The sequence below is a fragment of the Paenibacillus gorillae genome, assembly GCF_000513275.1.
Classification (GTDB): domain Bacteria; phylum Bacillota; class Bacilli; order Paenibacillales; family Paenibacillaceae; genus Pristimantibacillus; species Pristimantibacillus gorillae.
Window position 1 is genome coordinate 1 of the sequence record NZ_CBVJ010000079.1, and the last position, 18682, is coordinate 18682.

The 18682-nt window shown below is 49.0% G+C and carries 19 protein-coding genes and 1 pseudogene; 7 read left to right on the plus strand and 13 right to left on the minus strand.

What is annotated here, in order from left to right:
* A partial coding sequence (locus TY10_RS13680) for a gluzincin family metallopeptidase (protein WP_042164408.1) occupies positions 1-1016 on the minus strand: 1016 nt, incomplete at its 3' end.
* Positions 1017-1195: 179 nt separating this feature from the next.
* Here TY10_RS13680 and TY10_RS13685 point away from each other — a divergent pair.
* Complete coding sequence (locus tag TY10_RS13685) at positions 1196-1381, plus strand: YycC family protein (protein WP_042164412.1); 186 nt, start codon at positions 1196-1198, stop codon at positions 1379-1381.
* Positions 1378-1620, plus strand: coding sequence for a hypothetical protein (locus TY10_RS13690; RefSeq protein WP_042164415.1), 243 nt, complete (start codon positions 1378-1380; stop codon positions 1618-1620). The genes TY10_RS13685 and TY10_RS13690 overlap by 4 nt, the downstream gene beginning before the upstream one ends.
* Here the strand turns inward: TY10_RS13690 and TY10_RS13695 are convergent.
* Positions 1617-2351, minus strand: a complete 735-nt coding sequence (locus TY10_RS13695; RefSeq protein ID WP_081735271.1) for a DUF2225 domain-containing protein — start codon at positions 2349-2351, stop codon at positions 1617-1619. The genes TY10_RS13690 and TY10_RS13695 overlap by 4 nt on opposite strands.
* 1498 nt (positions 2352-3849) lie before the next feature.
* Between TY10_RS13695 and ylbJ the strand changes: the two are divergent.
* Both ylbJ and TY10_RS13705 read left to right on the plus strand, forming a co-directional pair.
* A pseudogene (gene ylbJ / locus TY10_RS13700) lies at positions 3850-4924 on the plus strand (sporulation integral membrane protein YlbJ).
* A gap of 86 nt (positions 4925-5010) precedes the next feature.
* On the plus strand, positions 5011-5799 hold the full coding sequence (locus TY10_RS13705) for an NAD kinase (RefSeq protein WP_042164418.1): 789 nt from the start codon (positions 5011-5013) through the stop codon (positions 5797-5799).
* 50 nt (positions 5800-5849) lie between these two features.
* Here the strand turns inward: TY10_RS13705 and TY10_RS13710 are convergent, their stop codons facing one another.
* From TY10_RS13710 to lipA, 3 genes are read right to left on the minus strand one after another with little or no spacing between them, the layout of a single operon-like run.
* Complete coding sequence (locus tag TY10_RS13710; protein WP_155985863.1) at positions 5850-6116, minus strand: hypothetical protein; 267 nt, start codon at positions 6114-6116, stop codon at positions 5850-5852.
* Entirely contained in the window at positions 6070-6540 is a 471-nt protein-coding gene (locus tag TY10_RS29835) for a YutD family protein (protein WP_081735272.1), read from the minus strand. The genes TY10_RS13710 and TY10_RS29835 overlap by 47 nt, the downstream gene beginning before the upstream one ends.
* A gap of 36 nt (positions 6541-6576) precedes the next feature.
* On the minus strand, positions 6577-7482 hold the full coding sequence (gene lipA / locus TY10_RS13720; RefSeq protein ID WP_042164421.1) for a lipoyl synthase: 906 nt from the start codon (positions 7480-7482) through the stop codon (positions 6577-6579).
* 208 nt (positions 7483-7690) lie between these two features.
* Between lipA and TY10_RS13725 the strand changes: the two genes are divergently transcribed.
* A complete protein-coding gene (locus TY10_RS13725; protein ID WP_420329404.1) occupies positions 7691-8755 on the plus strand; it encodes a M23 family metallopeptidase in 1065 nt (354 codons plus the stop codon).
* Positions 8756-8811: 56 nt separating this feature from the next.
* Here TY10_RS13725 and yunB read toward each other — a convergent pair whose 3' ends face one another.
* A complete protein-coding gene (gene yunB, locus TY10_RS13730) occupies positions 8812-9888 on the minus strand; it encodes a sporulation protein YunB (RefSeq protein WP_238327608.1) in 1077 nt (358 codons plus the stop codon).
* A gap of 286 nt (positions 9889-10174) precedes the next feature.
* Between yunB and TY10_RS31020 the strand changes: the two genes are divergently transcribed.
* Both TY10_RS31020 and TY10_RS13735 read left to right on the plus strand, forming a co-directional pair.
* Positions 10175-10336: a hypothetical protein gene (locus TY10_RS31020; RefSeq protein WP_202903184.1), complete on the plus strand. Its 162-nt coding sequence runs from the start codon at positions 10175-10177 to the stop codon at positions 10334-10336.
* Between the two features lie 17 nt (positions 10337-10353).
* Positions 10354-10836, plus strand: coding sequence for a hypothetical protein (locus TY10_RS13735; protein ID WP_042164423.1), 483 nt, complete (start codon positions 10354-10356; stop codon positions 10834-10836).
* Positions 10837-10925: 89 nt separating this feature from the next.
* Here TY10_RS13735 and TY10_RS13740 read toward each other — a convergent pair whose 3' ends face one another.
* From TY10_RS13740 to TY10_RS13770, 7 genes are all read right to left on the minus strand, one after another.
* Positions 10926-12848, minus strand: a complete 1923-nt coding sequence (locus TY10_RS13740) for an LTA synthase family protein (RefSeq protein ID WP_238327609.1) — start codon at positions 12846-12848, stop codon at positions 10926-10928.
* Between the two features lie 157 nt (positions 12849-13005).
* A complete protein-coding gene (locus TY10_RS13745) occupies positions 13006-13548 on the minus strand; it encodes a DUF2812 domain-containing protein (protein ID WP_042164428.1) in 543 nt (180 codons plus the stop codon).
* A complete protein-coding gene (locus TY10_RS13750; RefSeq protein WP_042164432.1) occupies positions 13541-13870 on the minus strand; it encodes a PadR family transcriptional regulator in 330 nt (109 codons plus the stop codon). Before TY10_RS13750 ends, TY10_RS13745 begins: the two co-directional genes overlap by 8 nt.
* Before the next feature lie 174 nt (positions 13871-14044).
* Complete coding sequence (locus TY10_RS13755) at positions 14045-14959, minus strand: DMT family transporter (RefSeq protein ID WP_042164434.1); 915 nt, start codon at positions 14957-14959, stop codon at positions 14045-14047.
* Positions 14956-15903 (minus strand): DMT family transporter, encoded by a 948-nt coding sequence (locus TY10_RS13760; RefSeq protein WP_042164438.1) that lies wholly within the window; start codon positions 15901-15903, stop codon positions 14956-14958. The genes TY10_RS13755 and TY10_RS13760 overlap by 4 nt, the downstream gene beginning before the upstream one ends.
* A gap of 179 nt (positions 15904-16082) precedes the next feature.
* The gene (locus tag TY10_RS13765; protein WP_042164442.1) at positions 16083-17684 is read right to left on the minus strand and encodes an ABC transporter substrate-binding protein; all 1602 of its coding nucleotides are present in this window, start codon (positions 17682-17684) and stop codon (positions 16083-16085) included.
* 80 nt (positions 17685-17764) lie between these two features.
* Entirely contained in the window at positions 17765-18667 is a 903-nt protein-coding gene (locus TY10_RS13770; protein WP_042164445.1) for a carbohydrate ABC transporter permease, read from the minus strand.
* Positions 18668-18682 lie beyond the last annotated feature (15 nt).

Sequence of the window (18682 nt, forward strand, 5' to 3'; positions counted from 1 at the left end):
AGAGCCATTTCCGTAAATTCGGCCAGATCCGGGCTAAATTTATGAAATTGCTCCTTAATGAACTGCGCACCCTCATCATAGCCGATTGTTTTGGCCGAAGAACCAAGCGGTGCGCTAATGTCATGCCAGTCCAGCTTCTCCACGCCAAGCAGCTTCGCTTTCCGCTCCAGATAACGGACAAGTTCAGGCTTGCCCGCCTCGATGGCAGACCACATCGCATCCAGCGTCGCTTCGCTCATCCGGTTGATCTGCAGCGGCTCCTTCAATACAGATTGCCAGCCCCGCTTGTCGTAAAGCTTAAGACGGAAGCCCGCAATGCGGTTGAGCGTGTCGGCGCATAGATCAGCCAGTTCGCTCCATACCCGCTCCCATTCGGCAAAAGCCGCCTGACGAACACTGCGGTCGCCATCGGAAAGGCGATTGAACATTTGCCCCGCCGATAGCGTCTTCTGCTCCCCGTCCGCCCCCGTCGTGTTGAACTTTGCACCGGATACGATCAAGTTGTATAAATCTCCCCAGCCATGGTATCCGTCCACCGCCAAGTCGCCGGCTAGCGCCTCCAGCTCCGGTGCCAGCTTCTCACGCGCCTGTTCGCGCCGCTCGTTCAAATTAAAGGCAACCTGCTTGATTTCATTAGAAGCACTGTTCAGCCAGCCCTCCCACTCGGCGTTATCGATTTGACGAAGTCCGTTATCATAGCGGGTCAAAGCGCCGAGAAACTTAGCCATTGCTGTTTTTACACGGTCATTGAGCCCGCTTGCCGCCTTGTCCTTCATGTCCTGCGCCATTAAGCAGGCAACGAATGAATCCGACTGCCGCAGTCGCAGCAAAATCGATTGTACGAGCTCCGTCGTTGCAGCAAGCTGTTCCAGCGGCTCGGCGGAAGACGCTTCCAGCCTCTGATCCAATTGAGCGATATCATCCTCAATTCCTTTCAATTCAGCGGCAAAGCCTGGTGAAACAGAGCCTCCTTTATAAAAAATGTCCAAGTCCCATTTGAGTGGATATTCAGCCATTTATATCTCTCCTTTCATTGCTCTTAATCCATATGTAACGTTACTTGTTGTCTATTAATTGTTCATTATACGCTATGACAAGCACAAAAACACCGCCCTAGCGATCCGCGTTTTATTTGCGCAATCTCTATCAGCGGTGTATAACTTAATTATATCCTGATTGATGGAGGTATTCCACCATGTCTAAACCATTGCAAATTTCGCCGGACACCGCAATCAAGCTTTCGAAGCAGCTTGGCGTGCCGATTGAGCATTTGATGCATATGCCCCGTCATATTTTGCTGCAAAAGCTGGCCGAGCTGGCCAAAGCTGAAGCCGGCAATGCTGCCGAACAAACCGATAAAAAGGAAGACTCGTCCTTATGATTCCATTCGAACGCAGCTGGCCCTATGACATCGTTATGAACGATGTTTACGTGCCCAGTTGCCCGTTTTGCAGTGCAGACAATGTGCTCATCCCGCTTCGAATTAGGGAGATTGCCGACATTCAGCATGGCAAGAAAAAGCTGCTCGTCTTTCCATGCTGTCACAATAAAGCAACGATCGTCGATATGGATAGCGATTATTTGCTGGCAGATCAGGCTTTGCGGACAATAAAAGGTTAAACAGGCTGACTCTTGGAACGATGCTCCTTATTATCAGCCAGGCCGCCTGCGGACAAGCCGCCTTGTTCGGCGGCGGCCATTTCTTCGCGAATCTGCTGCCATTGCTCACGGCTTGCCCGGATCATCGCAGCGTCCATAATGCGCTTATCGTTTACGATGCGCGAAAACCACCTGACTGCCTCGCTTGCATCCCCTATACGTTTATTAAGCTCCCCGATGATATACATCAGCCTAGCATTGTTTAACTGCTCGCCTTCTTCTTCATAGACTTTGATATAAGATTGCAGAGCAAACCGCAGAAAACGCTGCTCGTCCTGCGCTTTTCCCTGATACCGGTACAGCCATGCAATATGATGAAGAATTCCCGCTAATACGCGTTCCTTTTCCCCGACGGACTGTCCGGACAGCAACGCCAGCTTATAGCAGGATAATGCCTGCTCCAGATCCCGCTCCCCGCCAAAGTCCCGTACCGACCAGCGCACGCCAACTTGCTCATAGTATTGCTTCTTTTGCCGGTCGCTTAATTGGCTTAACCCGTTCTCCGTTGAAGCAAACCCGCAGCTAGGGCATACTCGAACGACATAAAAGTCGGGATTGATCCCATTTTTATAATAACCGCAAAAATCGCTGTCCGTTGTCGTTGCTTTCTTGAAGCTTGGCCTCACCCTTGAGGTCATATAGCTGCTTTCGCAGCAAATGCATTGCATGTTTGTCTGATAGAGTGGATCCATATGGTTCACATCTCCTATTCTGTATGTGCATATATACTTATCTATCGACAAAAGCAGCGTGATTATGTAGGTATTTTGGAGGATAATAGAAAACGAGTTGAGAGGAAAGGACTATCTAGCGTTCGAAGTTATATTTGAATGAGATGCATACCGTACGACTCAAGCTGCCTTATGGCCGCTTGCAGCGAAGCTGATTTTCGCTCGAAGCATAGCTTACGACAGCAAGGTTACGTTACAACGAACCTGATTTGTTTTTTTACGAAGGTGTCTTCGCTATAATGTGGTTTTCTCGACTCGGTTTCTCTATAGCGAACCTGCTTCGCTATTTAGGCGAATTTTACTTCGCTCGACCGCCACACGCAACGGCCTCCCACACTGCAGCGAACCTGATTCGTTATTTAACGAAGCTGTCTTCGCTAAATACACGTTGCCCACATCAGTAACTTTCTACAGCGAAGCAAATTTCGCTATTGGTGAACCTAGGTTCGCGGATTGCGTAAATCACTTCGCTGTAGCGAGCAATGCAACCTCAGTCTCCTCCTACAACGAATCTAGCTTCGTTATTTTACGAACCGGCTTCGCTATAATGCGGTTCTCGCGACTTGCTCTCCCTACAGCGAACCAGAATCGCTATTTAGCAAAATTCGCTCGTCCGCCACACCCGACGGCCTCCTACACTGCAGCGAACCTGCTTCGTTATTTTACGAAGCTAACTTCGCTAAATATACGTTGCCCACGGCATGAACTTTCTACAGCGAAGCAAATTTCGCTATTGGTGAACCTAGGTTCGCGGATTGCGTAAATTACTTCGCTACAGTACGCTACACAGCCTCAGTCTCCTCCTACAACGAATCTAGCTTCGTTATTTTACGAACCTGCTTCGCTATAATGCGGTTCTCGCGGCTTGCTCTCCCTACAGCGAACCAGACTCGCTATTTAGCAAAATTCGCTCGACCGCCACACCCGACGGCCTCCCACACTGCAGCGAACCTGCTTCGCTATCTTTATTGTTATCGTGGTTAGTCACGATACAACGAAGTCAACTTCGCTTTTTCAAGAACCTGCTTCGCTAGCCCGAATTTGTTCAAATTAAAAAAATCCCGCATCGCTGTCGATGCGGGGCGCTATATGTGGAAGTTGCTTGTTTAACGCTCATAATCCTCTTCGCCAGGTGCGGTAAGAGACTCTCGAATGACATAGACAAACGCGCAGACTAGGATGCCAGCAATTACACTCATGAACATTCCGATCCCTCCATGCCCTTAGGATATTTATATTGTAGCACGGATTATCCCTGTCCTTGCAAGCGTTTTCTTAAAATAATGAGAATTATTTTTCATCTTTCCAATCTTTGGTTAGGGATGGATGTCTCCCCTCGCACATATAAGTAATAGACAAGCATTTAAGCGCTGACAACGATGCTGCCAAGGGACGCGCACCTATGCCGTTCACAGCTTAGCCGTGTAAAACTGAAGCGTTGCTTCAAGGAGGATTGTCTATGCTGCGCACCCTCGCGCATCCGGCTTCATTAGCCGGGTTAGGAGCTTTATTGATCATTATGCTCATGGCTTGCTTCCCGTCTCAAACATTGGAATCCTCGCTAAGAGGCGTCATGATATGGTGGCAGGTGCTTTTCCCTGCTTTATTCCCGTTTCTAGTCATTTCCGAACTGATGCTGGGCTTCGGAATTGTGCATTTCTTCGGCAAGCTGCTTGATCCGCTCATGCGGCCCTTGTTCCGGCTTCCCGGCATCGGCAGCTTCGTTGTTGCAATGGGCTACGTGTCAGGCTATCCCGTTGGAGCCAAATTAACGGTCCAGCTATGGGAGCAGCGGCTCGTCAACCGAGCCGAAGGAGAGCGGCTGGTTGCATTCACGACCACTTCAGACCCTGTTTTCCTAATCGGTGCGGTATCGGTAGGCCTTTTTTCACAATGCTGCTCTGGCTCCGATTCTTGCTGCCGCCCACTATGCCGGAGCACTCATTATTGGCCTGCTAATGCGTTTCCACGACCGCAAAGCACCGATGAGCAGCGGGCCACAGCGCCTTCCGTCCAACGGTCACAGTAAACGGAGAGAACCGCGAATCGCGTCCGCCATAAAAGCGATGCATGAAGCCCGGCTGCTCGATGGACGCAGCCTTGGCAAACTGCTTCAGGATTCCATCCAATCGGCACTGCGGCTCATGATTGTCATCGGCGGTCTAGTTGTCTTCTTCAGTGTCGTTATCGAGATGCTAACCCGAACCGGCGTTGCGGAGGCGATGGCAGAGCTGCTTCGCGGCTTGTTCCAGTGGTTTGGCCTGCCGCTGCAGCTTGCCGATGCCGTTATATACGGCCTCTTCGAGGTAACGCTCGGAGCCAAAGCAGCGGGGAGCGCCGACACTTTATTGATGCATAAAGCAGCCATTGCCGCTTGGGTGCTGTCTTGGGGAGGATTATCGGTTCATGCACAGGTTGTCAGCTTGCTTAGCCGGACCGATATGCGTTATGCACCTCTTCTTGTCTCCCGAATGCTTCACGGTTTCATTTCCATCGCCTTAGTCTACTTGCTGTGGGGCTGGCTCGCCCCATAAAACAACATTGCGCCCCTCATTGTATTTGCCGACAGATTCCGATATCATCTATGGTATACAGAGTTTTCGGAAGGGGTTCAATTTAGTTGAAATACGCGGTTATTGACCGAGGAGATACATTATCACAATCACTTGCTGAGCAATTTCATCAACTTGCGACGGAGCATGGTTTTCAGAGAGAAGATGAAAAGCCGGAAATCGTCATCTCAATTGGCGGCGATGGCACATTGCTTCAAGCTTTCCATAATTATGTACACCGGGTAGAAGAGGTCGCCTTTGTTGGCATTCATACGGGTCACCTTGGGTTTTATGCCGATTGGCAAGCCAATGAACTTAGCAAGCTTGTCCAATTGATGGCTAAGGAAGAGCCTCATCTGGTTCATTATCCCCTTGTCGAGATTGAAGTGGAGACGCCAAGCGAGAAGCTGCATTATTTTGCGCTAAATGATTTTACAATTAAAGGGGTAGACGCGACGCTGGTCGTTCAGATGAACGTTAATGATGAGCCATTTGAAATGTTCCGCGGCGACGGCATCGTTATCTCGACGCCTTCCGGCAGTACTGCTTATAACAAAAGCGTTGGCGGAGCCGTCGTTCACCCTTCGATTGAATCGCTGCAAATCGCAGAGATTGCTTCCATTAACAATCGGGTGTACCGTACGCTTGGCTCTTCTTTTTTGCTGCCGAAGCATCATCACTGCGATATCATCTCCAAAAAAGAACAAAGGCTGCAGCTCGTCATCGATCACGTCAGCATTCAGCGCAATGATATCCGCTCTATTCGCTGCACGGTCAGCTCCCATAAAGTAAATTTCGCTCGTTATCGCCCGCTCCCGTTCTGGAACCGCGTACGTGATGCGTTCATCGATATGTAAAATAAAACAAAAACTCCAGCCGGATGGGCTGGAGTTTTTGTATTTTTGCTTTATGTTGTCGAGCGTTCGCTCTCTTTGGGCTGTGGAACCTGAGCCTGCTGTTGCTGCTGTTGTTTCTCGGAAGCAACAGCAACAGCTTTGCCTGCCGGAGGCTTGATCGGCTTCTTGTTCCGATCGCCGCCATTCGGGCGATAGCCTCGGCGATGCTCGTTGCGCGGGCCACGTGACTGCTGTTTCTCATGCTGCTGAGGCTGCGCGCCTCCTTGTCCTTCACGCTCTCGCGTGCCCTTGGATACGTGAGGGGGGAACTGCAGCAATTGGAGCCGCTGATGAAGCTGCTGCAGCCGCTACGCCAGCAACAATTGCCGAGATAAGCGAATCATCGCCTTCAGGCAATAGTCCGTCCGCATCTGTGTTCAGCAGCGCTTCCTCCTCCTCATTCGCTTCTTCCTCAGGTGAACGCTTCACGCTGCCCGTCTTCTCCAAGACGAAAAAAGCGCAGCCGAAATTGCAATATTCATTAATATAATCGGTCATTCCGGAGAATGCGCTATCCTTCGTTGCCTTCATATGGTTATCACGAAAAAAGCCTTTCAGCCGTAACTGGTTATAGCCCCAATCACCAATTATAAAATCATACCTCTCCAGCACCTCGCTGTACCGGTCCTTGAAAGCATCTGCATTCCAGCCGTTGCGGTTCTCATGCAGCAGCTCATAGATTTTTCCACCGATCTGAATCAACGCGTCTCCCCCATCTCTCGGAGCTTAAAATATATCTTATACCCCTGTAAGCTCGCGTGATTGCGCCTGTTCAGCGGAATCCGTCTGCTCATGGGCATGATAGGAACTGCGGACAAGCGGTCCGGACTCAACATGGCGGAAGCCCCGTTTCAGTCCTTCTTCTTTCAGCTTGGCGAACTCGTCGGGATGCACATAACGCTCGATCGCCAAGTGGTTAGGCGTCGGCTGCAAATATTGTCCCAGTGTCAGGATGTTGCAATCCACAGCGCGCAAGTCGTCCATTGCCTGCAATACTTCCTCGTAAGTCTCGCCTACGCCCAGCATGATGCTGGACTTGGTCGGAATCTTCGGATTCATTTCCTTCGCCCGTTTCAGCAGTTCTAGCGAGCGCGAGTACTTCGCACGCGCGCGAACGCGATCAGACAGCCGTTCCACCGTCTCGATGTTGTGGTTCAAAATATCCGGTTTTGCATCCATAACGATTTTCAACGCATCTGCGTTGCCGAGGAAATCGGGAATAAGTACCTCTACCCGGCAAAATGGCATCCGTTCGCGAATGGCTTTGATCGACCCGGCAAAAATTTGAGCGCCGCCGTCCGCCAGATCATCACGGGCAACCGATGTAATAACGCAATGGCGCAGCCCCATTTGCTCGGCTGCTTCTGCTACACGTTCCGGCTCCTGCAGATCAAGCTCTGTGGGCAAACCCGTCTTGACCGCGCAAAACCGGCAAGCACGCGTACAAATATCGCCCAGGATCATAAACGTAGCGGTACGGTTGGACCAGCATTCATATATATTGGGGCAACGTGCTTCTTCACAAACGCTGTGCAGCGTCTTAGAGCGCATCATGTCCTTGATTTCGGAAAAATTGCCATCCGTCGAAAGTTTTATGCGAAGCCAATCCGGCTTAGGCAGTTTGTCCTTCTGCTTCTGTTTCATTAGCTTTCCCTGCTTTCAATATCGATTTCAACCGATGTAGAAACGATTGTCAACGTAACTGTGCCTATAAACACAACTATCCCCCCGCCGCGGCAATTCACAGCGCGCGGTGAAGCTAGTGCAAAGTTCTCCGTTTATTATAGCACGTTTCGAATAAAAGCCAATGATTTGCAAAACATAACGATTATGCGAAAGAGCCAGCGAAAGGGTGGAACGTTTGAAACAGACCATTTCAATTGCCGCAGCCATACTAGCCGTTTCCATTGCCTTGGCAGGCCAGCCCTGCTCCGCGCAGCAAGCTGACAAGCCGGCCGCAGCGCAAGCGGAGGCGTCGGATACGCGAAGCGACGCGGACATCCTCATGCTGAGGCAGCAGTTGTATGAACGACTAAGTATCGTATCGGAAATTCCGTGGTACCGCATTGCTGCAATCGATCAATATGAGCGGACGCTTAGCAAAGCAAAGCCAAAATTACGACCCCAGCTTGGCGATGTCAGCGGCGTATTTATCGAGGAGGAGCAATGGGCCGGTCCGCTTAATCCCGATATGGCCGACACTTCACCGGTTTCTATCCAATGGTTCAATGGGGTAGGCCGAGACGGTGACGGCGATGGCATAGCAGATCGGAACAATGACCTTGATCTGCTCTACTCCATTACAAGCCGGCTGCTGCAGCATGGCGGCTCTACAGAGGATGATTTTGCAATTGGACTCTGGGATTATTACCGCAACAGCAGAGCGGTTCAACGAATCCAGCAATTTGCGCAAATTTACGCCGCTCATGAGCGTCTGGATTTGTTCGAGCATGCTTTTCCCATTCCGGTAGGGACCAATAACTACTCTTACCGCAGCACATGGGGCAATGCCCGCAGCTGGGGCGGCAGACGAAGCCATGAGGGCACTGATATTTTCGCGCCTTACGGCATTCCTGTCCGAAGCACCTGCTACGGCATTATTGAAGTTAAGGGATGGAACCCCTACGGCGGCTGGAGAATCGGCATACGTGATCTCAATAACTACTATCATTACTACGCCCATCTGCAGGGCTTTGATAAGTCCATTGGCGTTGGCTCGCTCGTCAATCCCGGGCAGGTCATCGGCTGGGTCGGAAGCTCCGGCTACGGCAAGCCAGGTACACAAGGCAAATTCCCGCCCCACCTGCACTACGGCGTCTACCGTGATCGAGGCCTGATCGAATGGTCCTTCGATCCCTATCCTCTCCTCAAGAAATGGGAGACAGACGAACGCAAGCGGCTTCGAACCCATGGATAAAAAAGGCTGATCCCCGTCAGACACAAGGGGGATCAGCTTTTTGGCGTCCATAACCATTAATCGCCACTATCGGCGGTCCCTGGCGCAGGAAGCGATGAAGAATTCAAATGCTCCTCAATCATGCTGCCATCCGAGGGCTTGGATACGCCTTCGCCATTCGTTAACGGCACCGATATATTAGGAGCTTGAGCTGCGGAGTCGCCTAACGGGTTTCCTTTATTGTCGTAATAGTACATCGGCACATCGCCGACGACGAGCAGGTAAGAAATCGGAATTTCAGTCTCGACCAGCTGCGGCTCGGTTTCAAACGGAACGATGATGGCAACCTCCGTCACGATATGAATATAGACTTCAATGAGGATCATATTGATGCCGGCATTTTTCTGCCTCGTATTCAGATCGACCTTTACCGCGCCTACCGGCTCAAACTTAACCGGAACTCTAGGGCCATAAGACGAAATAATCGCGCTTCCTAGTGCGTTGCCAATCGGAATACGCTCGGGGATTTCTTTCAGATCAGACAACGTAGACTGTACGGTATCGATCGTTTGCGCCCGTATTTTCGTATGCTCCGCATAGTTCAGCATGAAGCCGGACACTTTACCGGCACTGTTCATTTTCCAATCGATGAGCTTCTCGAAGTCCGAGTTGGAGACTACTTCCTCCGTTGTCGCTTTGTTTATGGCCTGCGTTGCCACCTGCTTAATCCGGATTTCCGCTACCTTCATTAGAGGCGGCCGAAGATGCTTCTCGATGTAGACGAAGGATTGAATCGTCCCTAGAAGCAGTACCAGAAGCGCGAAAAGCACCCAATAACGTTTCTTTCTACTACGTGGAGATACTGGCGGTGAATCGCCTCCGCTTATTACAACTGTCCTCCCGCTGCTGCCTGACGATTTGAACGCGCGCGGCCGCATCCGTGATGCGCTGCGAAGACCGCCCCAAGCAGGCCGCGACCCTCCGGTCATCGCCTTCGTCCGCATTTTAGGCTTTGGCTGCCATTTGCCGCCCCATGCCTTACCCCTATTACTTGAGGAGTTTCCCCAACTGACTGTCTTCACCCGTTTCATAGATCCGCTCGGCAAGCGGTCCATCATCCGGGACAGCAATCCCCTTCTTCCCCATCTTGCCACCCTTGTTCCCTCCTTTCCATTGCCATTTCAGCCTCAAGCTCCGTTTGTCCCGCTTCCTATATGTTCATGCTTATGCACAAGCGGGACAAAAAAGAAGGAAGCCCGGCTGCATGCCATCCCTCCTTCACTTCCGGTCAAATTGGCTTTGTCCATGCGCAGCACTTCATAATCGCTTATGCCCCCAATTGTCGCCCTTCTGGCCCTTCAGGTAGCCGCCTGAGCAAAAATCGGGTACTATTAATGAAAAGCAACTTGATCCCGTCGTTCTCGGAGGAGTTGATTGCAAGTGCTGACGTTAAAAGAAAAGCTCTACCTGCTGAAGCTGCTGAAACAGCAAAAGCGAAAATCATGGTTTGGCTTGAAAAAGGCCGATCCTGAGCATGATAGACTGGTAGAGAAGTTAGAGCAAATGGTTCGTAATGAACAGGTAAATCGGGAGCATCTATAGCTTGGGGGATTTTTCTAATGTTGAATTTTGATCAAAAGCTGGCTGTTATCACCTCTTTCGAAGAGCTGCAGCGAAACGACGTATCGCTCGGAAGAGTTAACTTTCAGTATGAAGACAGTCTGTACGACCGTAAAAATGTCGTTTATCATCTGCATCCTAACGGCAACGGCTATGTGTATGCAGGCCTGTTGAAAGGTTATCCGACAGATGACAAAGGCCTTGTGAACATCAGGAATTTCAGCGAGGATTCGCTTCGTCTGCTGATCCGCGACGCTATTGACTCTTTGTCACGCCGGGAAGAAGCTCCAGAGCCGAAGCCTTCGCGCAAACGGAAAAAGGTGAAGGAAGAGGAGTGGTACGGCCTCTCCGACCAGAAGCTCACCTTAAAGCTTGAGGATGAGATGTGGTATATCTACTCTGGATTGAATCTGGAGATGGCGTTTGAAACGTATGAGGAAGCTGTCGAGTACATGGATGAAGAAGGCTTCGCTCGTTCGTAAGAATCATCGAAATCGAAGACATGTTAAAAAAGCTGGCGAAATCAGAGCTGCATATTGCAGCTGCAGATTTTCGCCAGCTTTTTGCTGTCTTATTGACTTGGCCCCCGCTTCGGCAGCAGCCTTACATACTGATCGGAGAGGTTCATCAGCTGCATTATATAATCGTAGTCGCTGCGGTATTGCTCGATATCGGCAACAGGCTCCATCGTCTTAAGCGATACGGCCGTGCCGTCCTCAAAACCTTTGCCGGGTACGAACAAAACCTCATTGTTGAAGAACGAGCCCGTCGGCAAATAATAACGCATACCGAAGACGTTATGATCCGTATTCAGCAAATCCCGTCCAAAGGCTACGACGCCTTTTTCTGCAGGCTTCAGGCCAAGCAAATTGGCAAGCGTCGGCATCATATCCAGCTGCCCGCCCGGCTGCTCGATAACATGGCCTTCCCTTTGCGACGGATCATGAACGATAAACGGAATATTAAAGCGGCTTAGACGTGAATCATAATGAATGCCGAGCTGCGAGCTGATCGTTGCCGCATCCGCCTTATCAGGCTGAAGGCCAAAGTGGTCACCGTAGACGAGAAGTACGGTATCATCCCACATACCCTTCGCTTTGAGCTGGTCGATAAACGTGCCGAGAGCATAGTCGGTATAATGCACGGCGCGCAGGTAATCGCCAAGATGGGTTCCGTCTATTTCTTCTGGCAGGTTCAGCTGCGGGCCGCGATCCTCTGGCACTTTAAACGGAAAGTGGCTGGAGACGCTAACGAACTGCGCGTAGAAAGGCTGTCCCTTGGCATGAAGCTCGCTAAGCTTGGCAATGCCTGTCTTGTAAAGCTCCTCATCCGAAGGACCAAATTCATTGAAATTGTCGTTCTCGTAATACGGTTTATCATAATAGCCGTTAAAATGCAGCGCAGGGTACAATTTATCACGATTCCAAAAGGTGACGTCATTAACATGGAACGTATAAGCCTCGTAGCCTTCCGTTTGCAGCATTCGCGGCATGCTCGGAAGTTGCCTGTCCCCGTAACCCGTAGACATCGCCATATTTCCTACCGGATAAATGGACGTGTTCGACATAAACTCGGCATCCGACGTATTGCCCTGCCCGATTTGCTGAAACACATGCGGGAAGTAATAGCTTCCTGAGACCAGCTTGTTCAACACCGGCGTCAGCTCTTCCCCGCCAACGCTAAGATGAATGGGGAAGTTTTGAAACGCTTCAAGCTGGATAACGATGACGTTTTTCCCTTTCGATTGTCCGAAGGCAACCGGCGATTGTCCGGCGTGCTCCGACTGAGATTGAGACTGGGACCCGGACTGATAAGGATAAGACGACTGCAGCTCTTTGATCTGAGCCGTGACTTCCTCCAAGCTCCCATTCTTGGCGGCTAACGATTCACTACCTGCTTGCCATGCTGCCGCAGCCTGATAATTAATGAAGCCGACACTTTGAGCCTGCTCCAGTTCATTCGAAATAGCCTTGGCTACATAGACGGAGCGAACTGACAAAGCAAGGCAGAAGACGGCGCTGCCAAGCAGAATAGCCGTCCGGCCGATGCGCCTGCGCCCTTTTACCCGTATGCCTCTGAATCTATTAACGAGATAGATGACGAAAATAATAGCAAGGTCAATAAAATAGACGAAATAAACACCTTTAATAAGCGCGTTGATGCTGTCTCCGATTTGCCCGACTTGATTCAGCGACTTTAACGCCGTAAATGTCGGAATCGAGCCGTAATAAGCAAAGTAGACGGTTGATGCAAACAACAGTAGAGAAATAATAAAATTGACTAGCCAATAGCCGAGCCCCTTCCATCTGCCGGGTATCGCAAGCTCGCATACGAGTAAAACAGCGAGAATGGCCGCCAAATCAGAAAGCATGCCCGTAAACGTAACGCCTTTGAATAGAAAGACGCGGAACAGTACGAATTTGGCAATCAACAGCACCAGCAGCGCTGCAAAAGGCGAACGCCGGTAACCATCATCAAAAAATTGCAAACGCAAAGTCATCACTCCAATCTATGAACGCAAAAAAGCCGTCAAAGACGACGGCCTCTCTATCTTTTCTATTCATTATATTAACGCATTGTTAAGCATTTATAAAGACATGCTGCATGGATTTGCCATGTTAATAGATTCCGCCGAAGAACGAGGAAATTGATCAGGTGCGATCATCAAATCTGCCGCCCTGTTCTTTGTAACGGCGATTGGCAGCGTTGATCCGCATGATACCGTAAAACAAAAAGGAACAAAGAACGATGTAAACAATCAGCACATAAGGAAACCTGCTTACCATCGAATTGTTCGCCAGCAGAATCGGAAATTGAATGATGAGCAAAACCGTCAGCGTGGTCGAAAATCTTTTGTTCCGCTCGATCAGCGAATCAATATCCGAATAAATTTCCGGCCGTTGATCGCCCTCGTAAGCCATCCTCCAAATAAACCAGCCGTTAGTTGCGCCTTTATACATCAATTCCCAGCCAGCTTCTTCAAATAGACTGATATAAGCTTGATCTATTTTATTCTGATAATCGACGCAATACCTTATCTTCCGGGGCTCGCCTTTCTGGAACTGGAACCGCACACCATTCCCCTTCACTTTCACGAGCTGCCAGCCGTCTGCTTCCCTTTGTTCGAGCCAGCTTTCAATCTTATCCGGCTCCCAGCCTCCCCACCACTTGAACTGGCTCTTCAACTCACTCATACAGCTTCCCCTCCATTTTCTTTGCGTTATCGTACAGCTCGCCGATTCTCGCTATTTCTTCCCTCAGAATCAACTTGCCGGTTTCCGTTATCTGATAGGACTTCTTGCGTTCTTCCTCGAGCACAACAGCAATGAGTCCATCCTTCTCCATTCGAGACAAGCTTCCGTACAGTGTCCCCGCTCCCAGATGTATCCGGCCCCTTGTCAGCTCGCCGACATCCTGCATAATACCGTACCCATGGCGGACTTCCGTCAAGGACAGCAAAATGTAGTAGGCCGTCTCCGACATCGGCAAATAGCTTCGCAACAGTTTTTCAACCAATGATTTTACCTCCCGCACCTTACATCACCGCACGTTATATCGCGACGTGATATATCATGAGGTGAGTATATCACGTCGCGATATAAGTGACAATAGTCTTTTTCCATAAAAAATAGAGCTTGCCCGCAGCGATTGCCGGACAAGCTCCATAAGAGTTGGGATAATGAGAGCCGTTTATTGAGGCTCTGCACTTGGTTTATTTTTAGAGGCCATGCTTCCCAAAAGCAAAGATACCATAATGATGATTAACGCAAACCAGGTGTTACCGCTGATCAGATCTCCCAACAATAAGGTACCTAGAATAACCCCTATGACGGGAACAATGTAGTTGGTTAGAGCTGCAAAAGCCGCCCCAGATTGTTTAATGAGCGTATTGTACATCATGTATACGATGCCCGCATGGAACACACCCAGAATGAGCAGAGAAATGAGCTCGAATGGGGTAAGTCTGATACTTAACGGATTCTCGGTTATAAAACTAAGCGGAATCAGAATAATCGATGCGATAAACAGCACATTTCTCATTGCCAGCACGGAAGACATCGGCGGCAGCTTTTCCAGAAGTACCAAGGATAAAGCGAAGCTTAAAGAAGCCCCTATAAGTGCTGCCATCCCCCACAGGCTTTGATTGCCAAAGTCGATCGTTAGCGTGGGCAGAATCATAATGAGAATACCTGCAAAGCCTATCCCTATACTTAAAAAATGCAGCATGCGCAATCGGCTAATTCGAAGGATAAACAAAATAAGCAACGTAAAAATCGGAATCGTCCCCATAATAATGGAAGCTATACTGCTCGATACCCGCTGCTGCCCCCATCCGATTAAGAAGAACGGAAAAACGGCTTCAAACAAAGCAATCGTTAGAAAAAGAATGCCCAGGTTCTTTTTAGGACGAGGCGTGGTCTGCTGCTCTTGCGATTTCTTGCTCATCAGGCCGTAGATCAAGGCTAGTGTAACAGCCCCCACTATTGCCTTAATTGCTGCAAGCGACACAGGCTGAACGCTCTCAATCACCTTGTCTACAAAGAAAAACTGTGACCCCCAAATCAAACTAATCCCCAGTAAAAATAATAGGCTTTTTACTCTCATCTCTCTAACTCCCTTACAGGCCGATTTCTCTGATGCCGCAGTTGTTGTTGTTTTCTATTTGTACCCAGCACCCCAACTATGATCATAATCGCACCTATTACATGATAAATTGTTATTCGTTCATTTAAAATAAGCGCTCCAGCCATTATTGATATTAATGTCGATAAATTGCTGAATACGCTAACCTTTGAAGCTTCAAGCCGGGACAATGCAAAGCTGGACAGCAGCGTCGTACCGACTGAAGACACTACACCCAGATAGAATAAAGCCAGTACATAGGAAGGCTGGGCAAATGGCTGAAAAAAAGACTGGAGCGTTCCTTCAGCGGTGTGCCGGATCAACGAAACCGATAAAAAAACGATAAATCCGATCCCTGTCGTAACAAGGGTGATCTCCATCGGTGCATATTTTTGAGCGAGAGGCCGCGTCAAAACGCTATATCCCGCAAATGAAACGGCTGACAGCAGGAGCAGCAAAAGTCCCTTGAAATTTGATGTATCCAATCCATCCTTCATCATGAACATGAACACCACACCGGCAACGGACAAAAACAATGACAGCTTCTGAACAAGGCTTGTGCGTTCTTTAAGGAAGAAAGACGCGAGCAGCAAAGTAAATATAGGCACCGTTGCTAAAATAATTCCGCCTTCCGATGAAGAAGCATTTATCATCCCATAAGTTTGGAAGAAAAAGAATAGTACCGGCGAAAATAAGGCCAGCGGGGCTATTCTCCAAATATCTCGCAGCTTAATTCGGATACGAACCCAGCCGAGCAGAAAAGGAATGGCAACTGCGATCAAGCCGATAGAAAATCGGTGCGCCAGCACATCCAGCGGATGAGCAGCAGCTACCGTAACTTTCACAAATAAAAATGAAAAGCCAATAATAACAGCATAGGCGATTGCAGCCAGATAAGCACTAACGTTTACTCGTGTTGTATTCATTATTCATTCTCCTCGCATGAACCATGTATGGAACTATGTCATCATTCTAATCGGGAGAAGTCTTTGCCACAATTGTGAAAAACGGTATCTGTACCGGTACAGATCATATAACGATAATACGAATAGAAAAGAGCCCCCAAATTCAAATTGGAGGCTCCACGGTATCATCTTATAGTCAGCTATTTCTTATTCTCTGCCCACCAGACGTTAATCTGCGATTGAAGCTCGGCCTGGACCTTCTCAAGCCCTGCAGCCTTAAGCTTTTTATTTCTCTCCTCAAGCAGCTTCGTTGGGTCTTTGACTGCCCCCGTATAGATCAATTTGTATTCCGTAACGACGGCTGTAATTTGTGTCAGCTCATTTTTGACCTTCGTATCGTCAAATACAAAGCCCATTAACGGGAAGCGTGTAGCTTCATTGTTGAACTTCTCCCAGTTAACGTAGAGATCATCCGGCTGTCCCGGCTTCAAATAGTTGATCATTTGATTGCCTATTACCCAGAATAGCGCCGTCTTGCCATAACCTGAATCCGCAATCGGCTCAATGCGATTCTCGCCGACCTTCTTGTAGTGCTTGCCCTCGATCCCGTTCACGAACAAGTTAATCACATAAGGATCTGTGTGCAAGTAGTTCAACACCATCATCGCCCGTTCTGGATCCTTGGACGTTCTAGAGATAGCGAGCATGGAGCCTGCAGCCAGATCCGTCGTGACGATCGGCTCTTCCACAACATGCGACACATACTCGTATTTGTTATTATCCGCAATTTGCGCTTCAATATCAGCGCCTGGCTTCCACGGGGCTGTCTGCATCCAGATCTTGCCCTGTCTCCTTAAATCGCCTACATCCGTCGTACTCGTTCCCGCATCGGAATTGATATAGCCTTTTTCATAAAAACGACGGAACATTTCGATTTCGTTTTTGTTCAGCTCCACAATCTCAGGATCTAAAACCGATTTAATCGTCATATCCAGTGACTTGTAATCTATGAGAAACAATGGGGTTTTGGCTGGCGTTGGTCCGATTGGCCGGAAGTTCGAATTGGTCTCATACATCACGAGGCCACCGCCAAAATTGCCTGAACCGCCATTAATATATTGGCTGATCATCTCCGGCTCTTCTTTCTTAAACTTCTCGTACCAAGGCTCTAGATCAATGACTTTATTGATTGAATCGATCGGAATATTGTATTTGTCGACAATATCCTTCCTGTAGGTGAAAGCCTTTCCCTGTGTAATCTCCTTGTTGGTCGGAACCGCATAGAGCTTGCCCTTCAGGCGTGGAGCTTCCAGATACAGCGGATTAATCAGCTTCTTGATGCCTTGGCCGTGTTTCTCCAGCAGATCATCCAGTTCCAGATAAGCGCCTTTAGACGCATTGCCGAAGAAATTGAGCCATGAAGCACTGAAGACAAGGTCCATCTTCTCCCCGGTATTCATCATCAGCTCCGTCCGGCTCTTATAATCGCTGGAAGCAATCGGCTGAAGAGAGACTGTAGCATTGATTTTTTCCTTGAAAAATTCATTCAGCTTTTCTTCAACTAAAGCATCATCCTCCTGCGGAGTACCGAAGTAGACAATGGATACCTCATAAGGCGGAAGCTCAGGCTCAGCAGATGGTGCATTCGTCGCCTTATCCGGCTCTGGCGTTTTTTCCGCATTTGTTGCGGTTGCCTTGTTTGCCGGTTTTTCATTCCCGTCGCCGCTTGAACACGCTTGCAGGAATACCGATAGGACGAGCAGCATAGCAAGCATTAACATGACCGTTTTTTTCTGTCTCATTTCTATTAACCCTCCCAATAACTAAATTTATAATAACAGACCTTAGGCCGCATAGCTTCAGGTCATTACTACCGAACACTCTAGCCTTTGACTGCACCTACGGTTAAGCCTTTAACGAAGTATTTCTGAAAAAACGGATATACCAGCAGAATCGGCCCCATGCCCACTACAGCCATCGCCATCTGCAGCGATTCATTCGGCAAATCACTCATCATCTGCGGATTCTGCGCAGCCAGCTGCACGTTTGCCCGCATAAACTGAACATCGTTCAAGACGCGCATCATGAGGTATTGCAGCGGGTATTTATCCTCGGTTCGAATAAACATTAGCGCATTAAACCAGTCGTTCCAAAACACGATTGTACTGAGCAATGCCATAGTGGCCATTACGGGTAATGAAAGCGGAAGCACGATGCGGATAAAAATAAGCAATTCCCCTCCGCCATCAATACGCGCCGATTCAATTAACGCCGGATGGATCGTTGACTGAAAGAAGGTTCGCATAATAATGACGTTAAACGGGACAATGAGCAATGGAAGAATTAAAGCTGCGTAGGAGTCGAGCAGTCCTATCGTTTGCGTAAATACGATATATTTGCTGACGATCCCCCCGCTGAACAGCATGGTGAAAAACAGAATAAAGGTGAAGATGCCGCGGAATGGATAATCCTGACGGGAGATTGGATAGGCATACAAAGCCATGAAGATGACACTCAAAATAGTGCCGGCTATCGTGACGCCGATACTAACCGCGTAGGCTCCTAGAATGGTTGAATAATCTTTAAACAAGCTTTCATAAGCGATCCAGGAAAACTTCTCAGGGATGAAGCTATAACCTCTATCAAGCAAGGAATCATTATGAGTAATCGAAACGATAATAACTAATATAACGGGCAGCACGCAGGCCAAGGAAAGAAGGATAAATCCGGCGTTTAAAACAGCATTCGTTAGCGGGGTAATTTTATTTTCCCGGCGTGAGCTCATGGTTATCACCTCTGC

Bases quoted from the DNA above. Each gene is read 5' to 3' on its own strand.
- TY10_RS13685 (WP_042164412.1), top strand. From the start codon at position 1,196: ATGTCTAAACCATTGCAAATTTCGCCGGACACCGCAATCAAGCTTTCG.
- TY10_RS13690 (WP_042164415.1), top strand. From the start codon at position 1,378: ATGATTCCATTCGAACGCAGCTGGCCCTATGACATCGTTATGAACGAT.
- TY10_RS13695 (WP_081735271.1), bottom strand. From the start codon at position 2,351: ATGGATCCACTCTATCAGACAAACATGCAATGCATTTGCTGCGAAAGC.
- lipA (WP_042164421.1), bottom strand. From the start codon at position 7,482: ATGAAACAGAAGCAGAAGGACAAACTGCCTAAGCCGGATTGGCTTCGC.
- TY10_RS13735 (WP_042164423.1), top strand. From the start codon at position 10,354: ATGTTGAATTTTGATCAAAAGCTGGCTGTTATCACCTCTTTCGAAGAG.
- TY10_RS13745 (WP_042164428.1), bottom strand. From the start codon at position 13,548: ATGAGTGAGTTGAAGAGCCAGTTCAAGTGGTGGGGAGGCTGGGAGCCG.
- TY10_RS13755 (WP_042164434.1), bottom strand. From the start codon at position 14,959: ATGAGAGTAAAAAGCCTATTATTTTTACTGGGGATTAGTTTGATTTGG.
- TY10_RS13760 (WP_042164438.1), bottom strand. From the start codon at position 15,903: ATGAATACAACACGAGTAAACGTTAGTGCTTATCTGGCTGCAATCGCC.
- TY10_RS13765 (WP_042164442.1), bottom strand. From the start codon at position 17,684: ATGAGACAGAAAAAAACGGTCATGTTAATGCTTGCTATGCTGCTCGTC.
- TY10_RS13770 (WP_042164445.1), bottom strand. From the start codon at position 18,667: ATGAGCTCACGCCGGGAAAATAAAATTACCCCGCTAACGAATGCTGTT.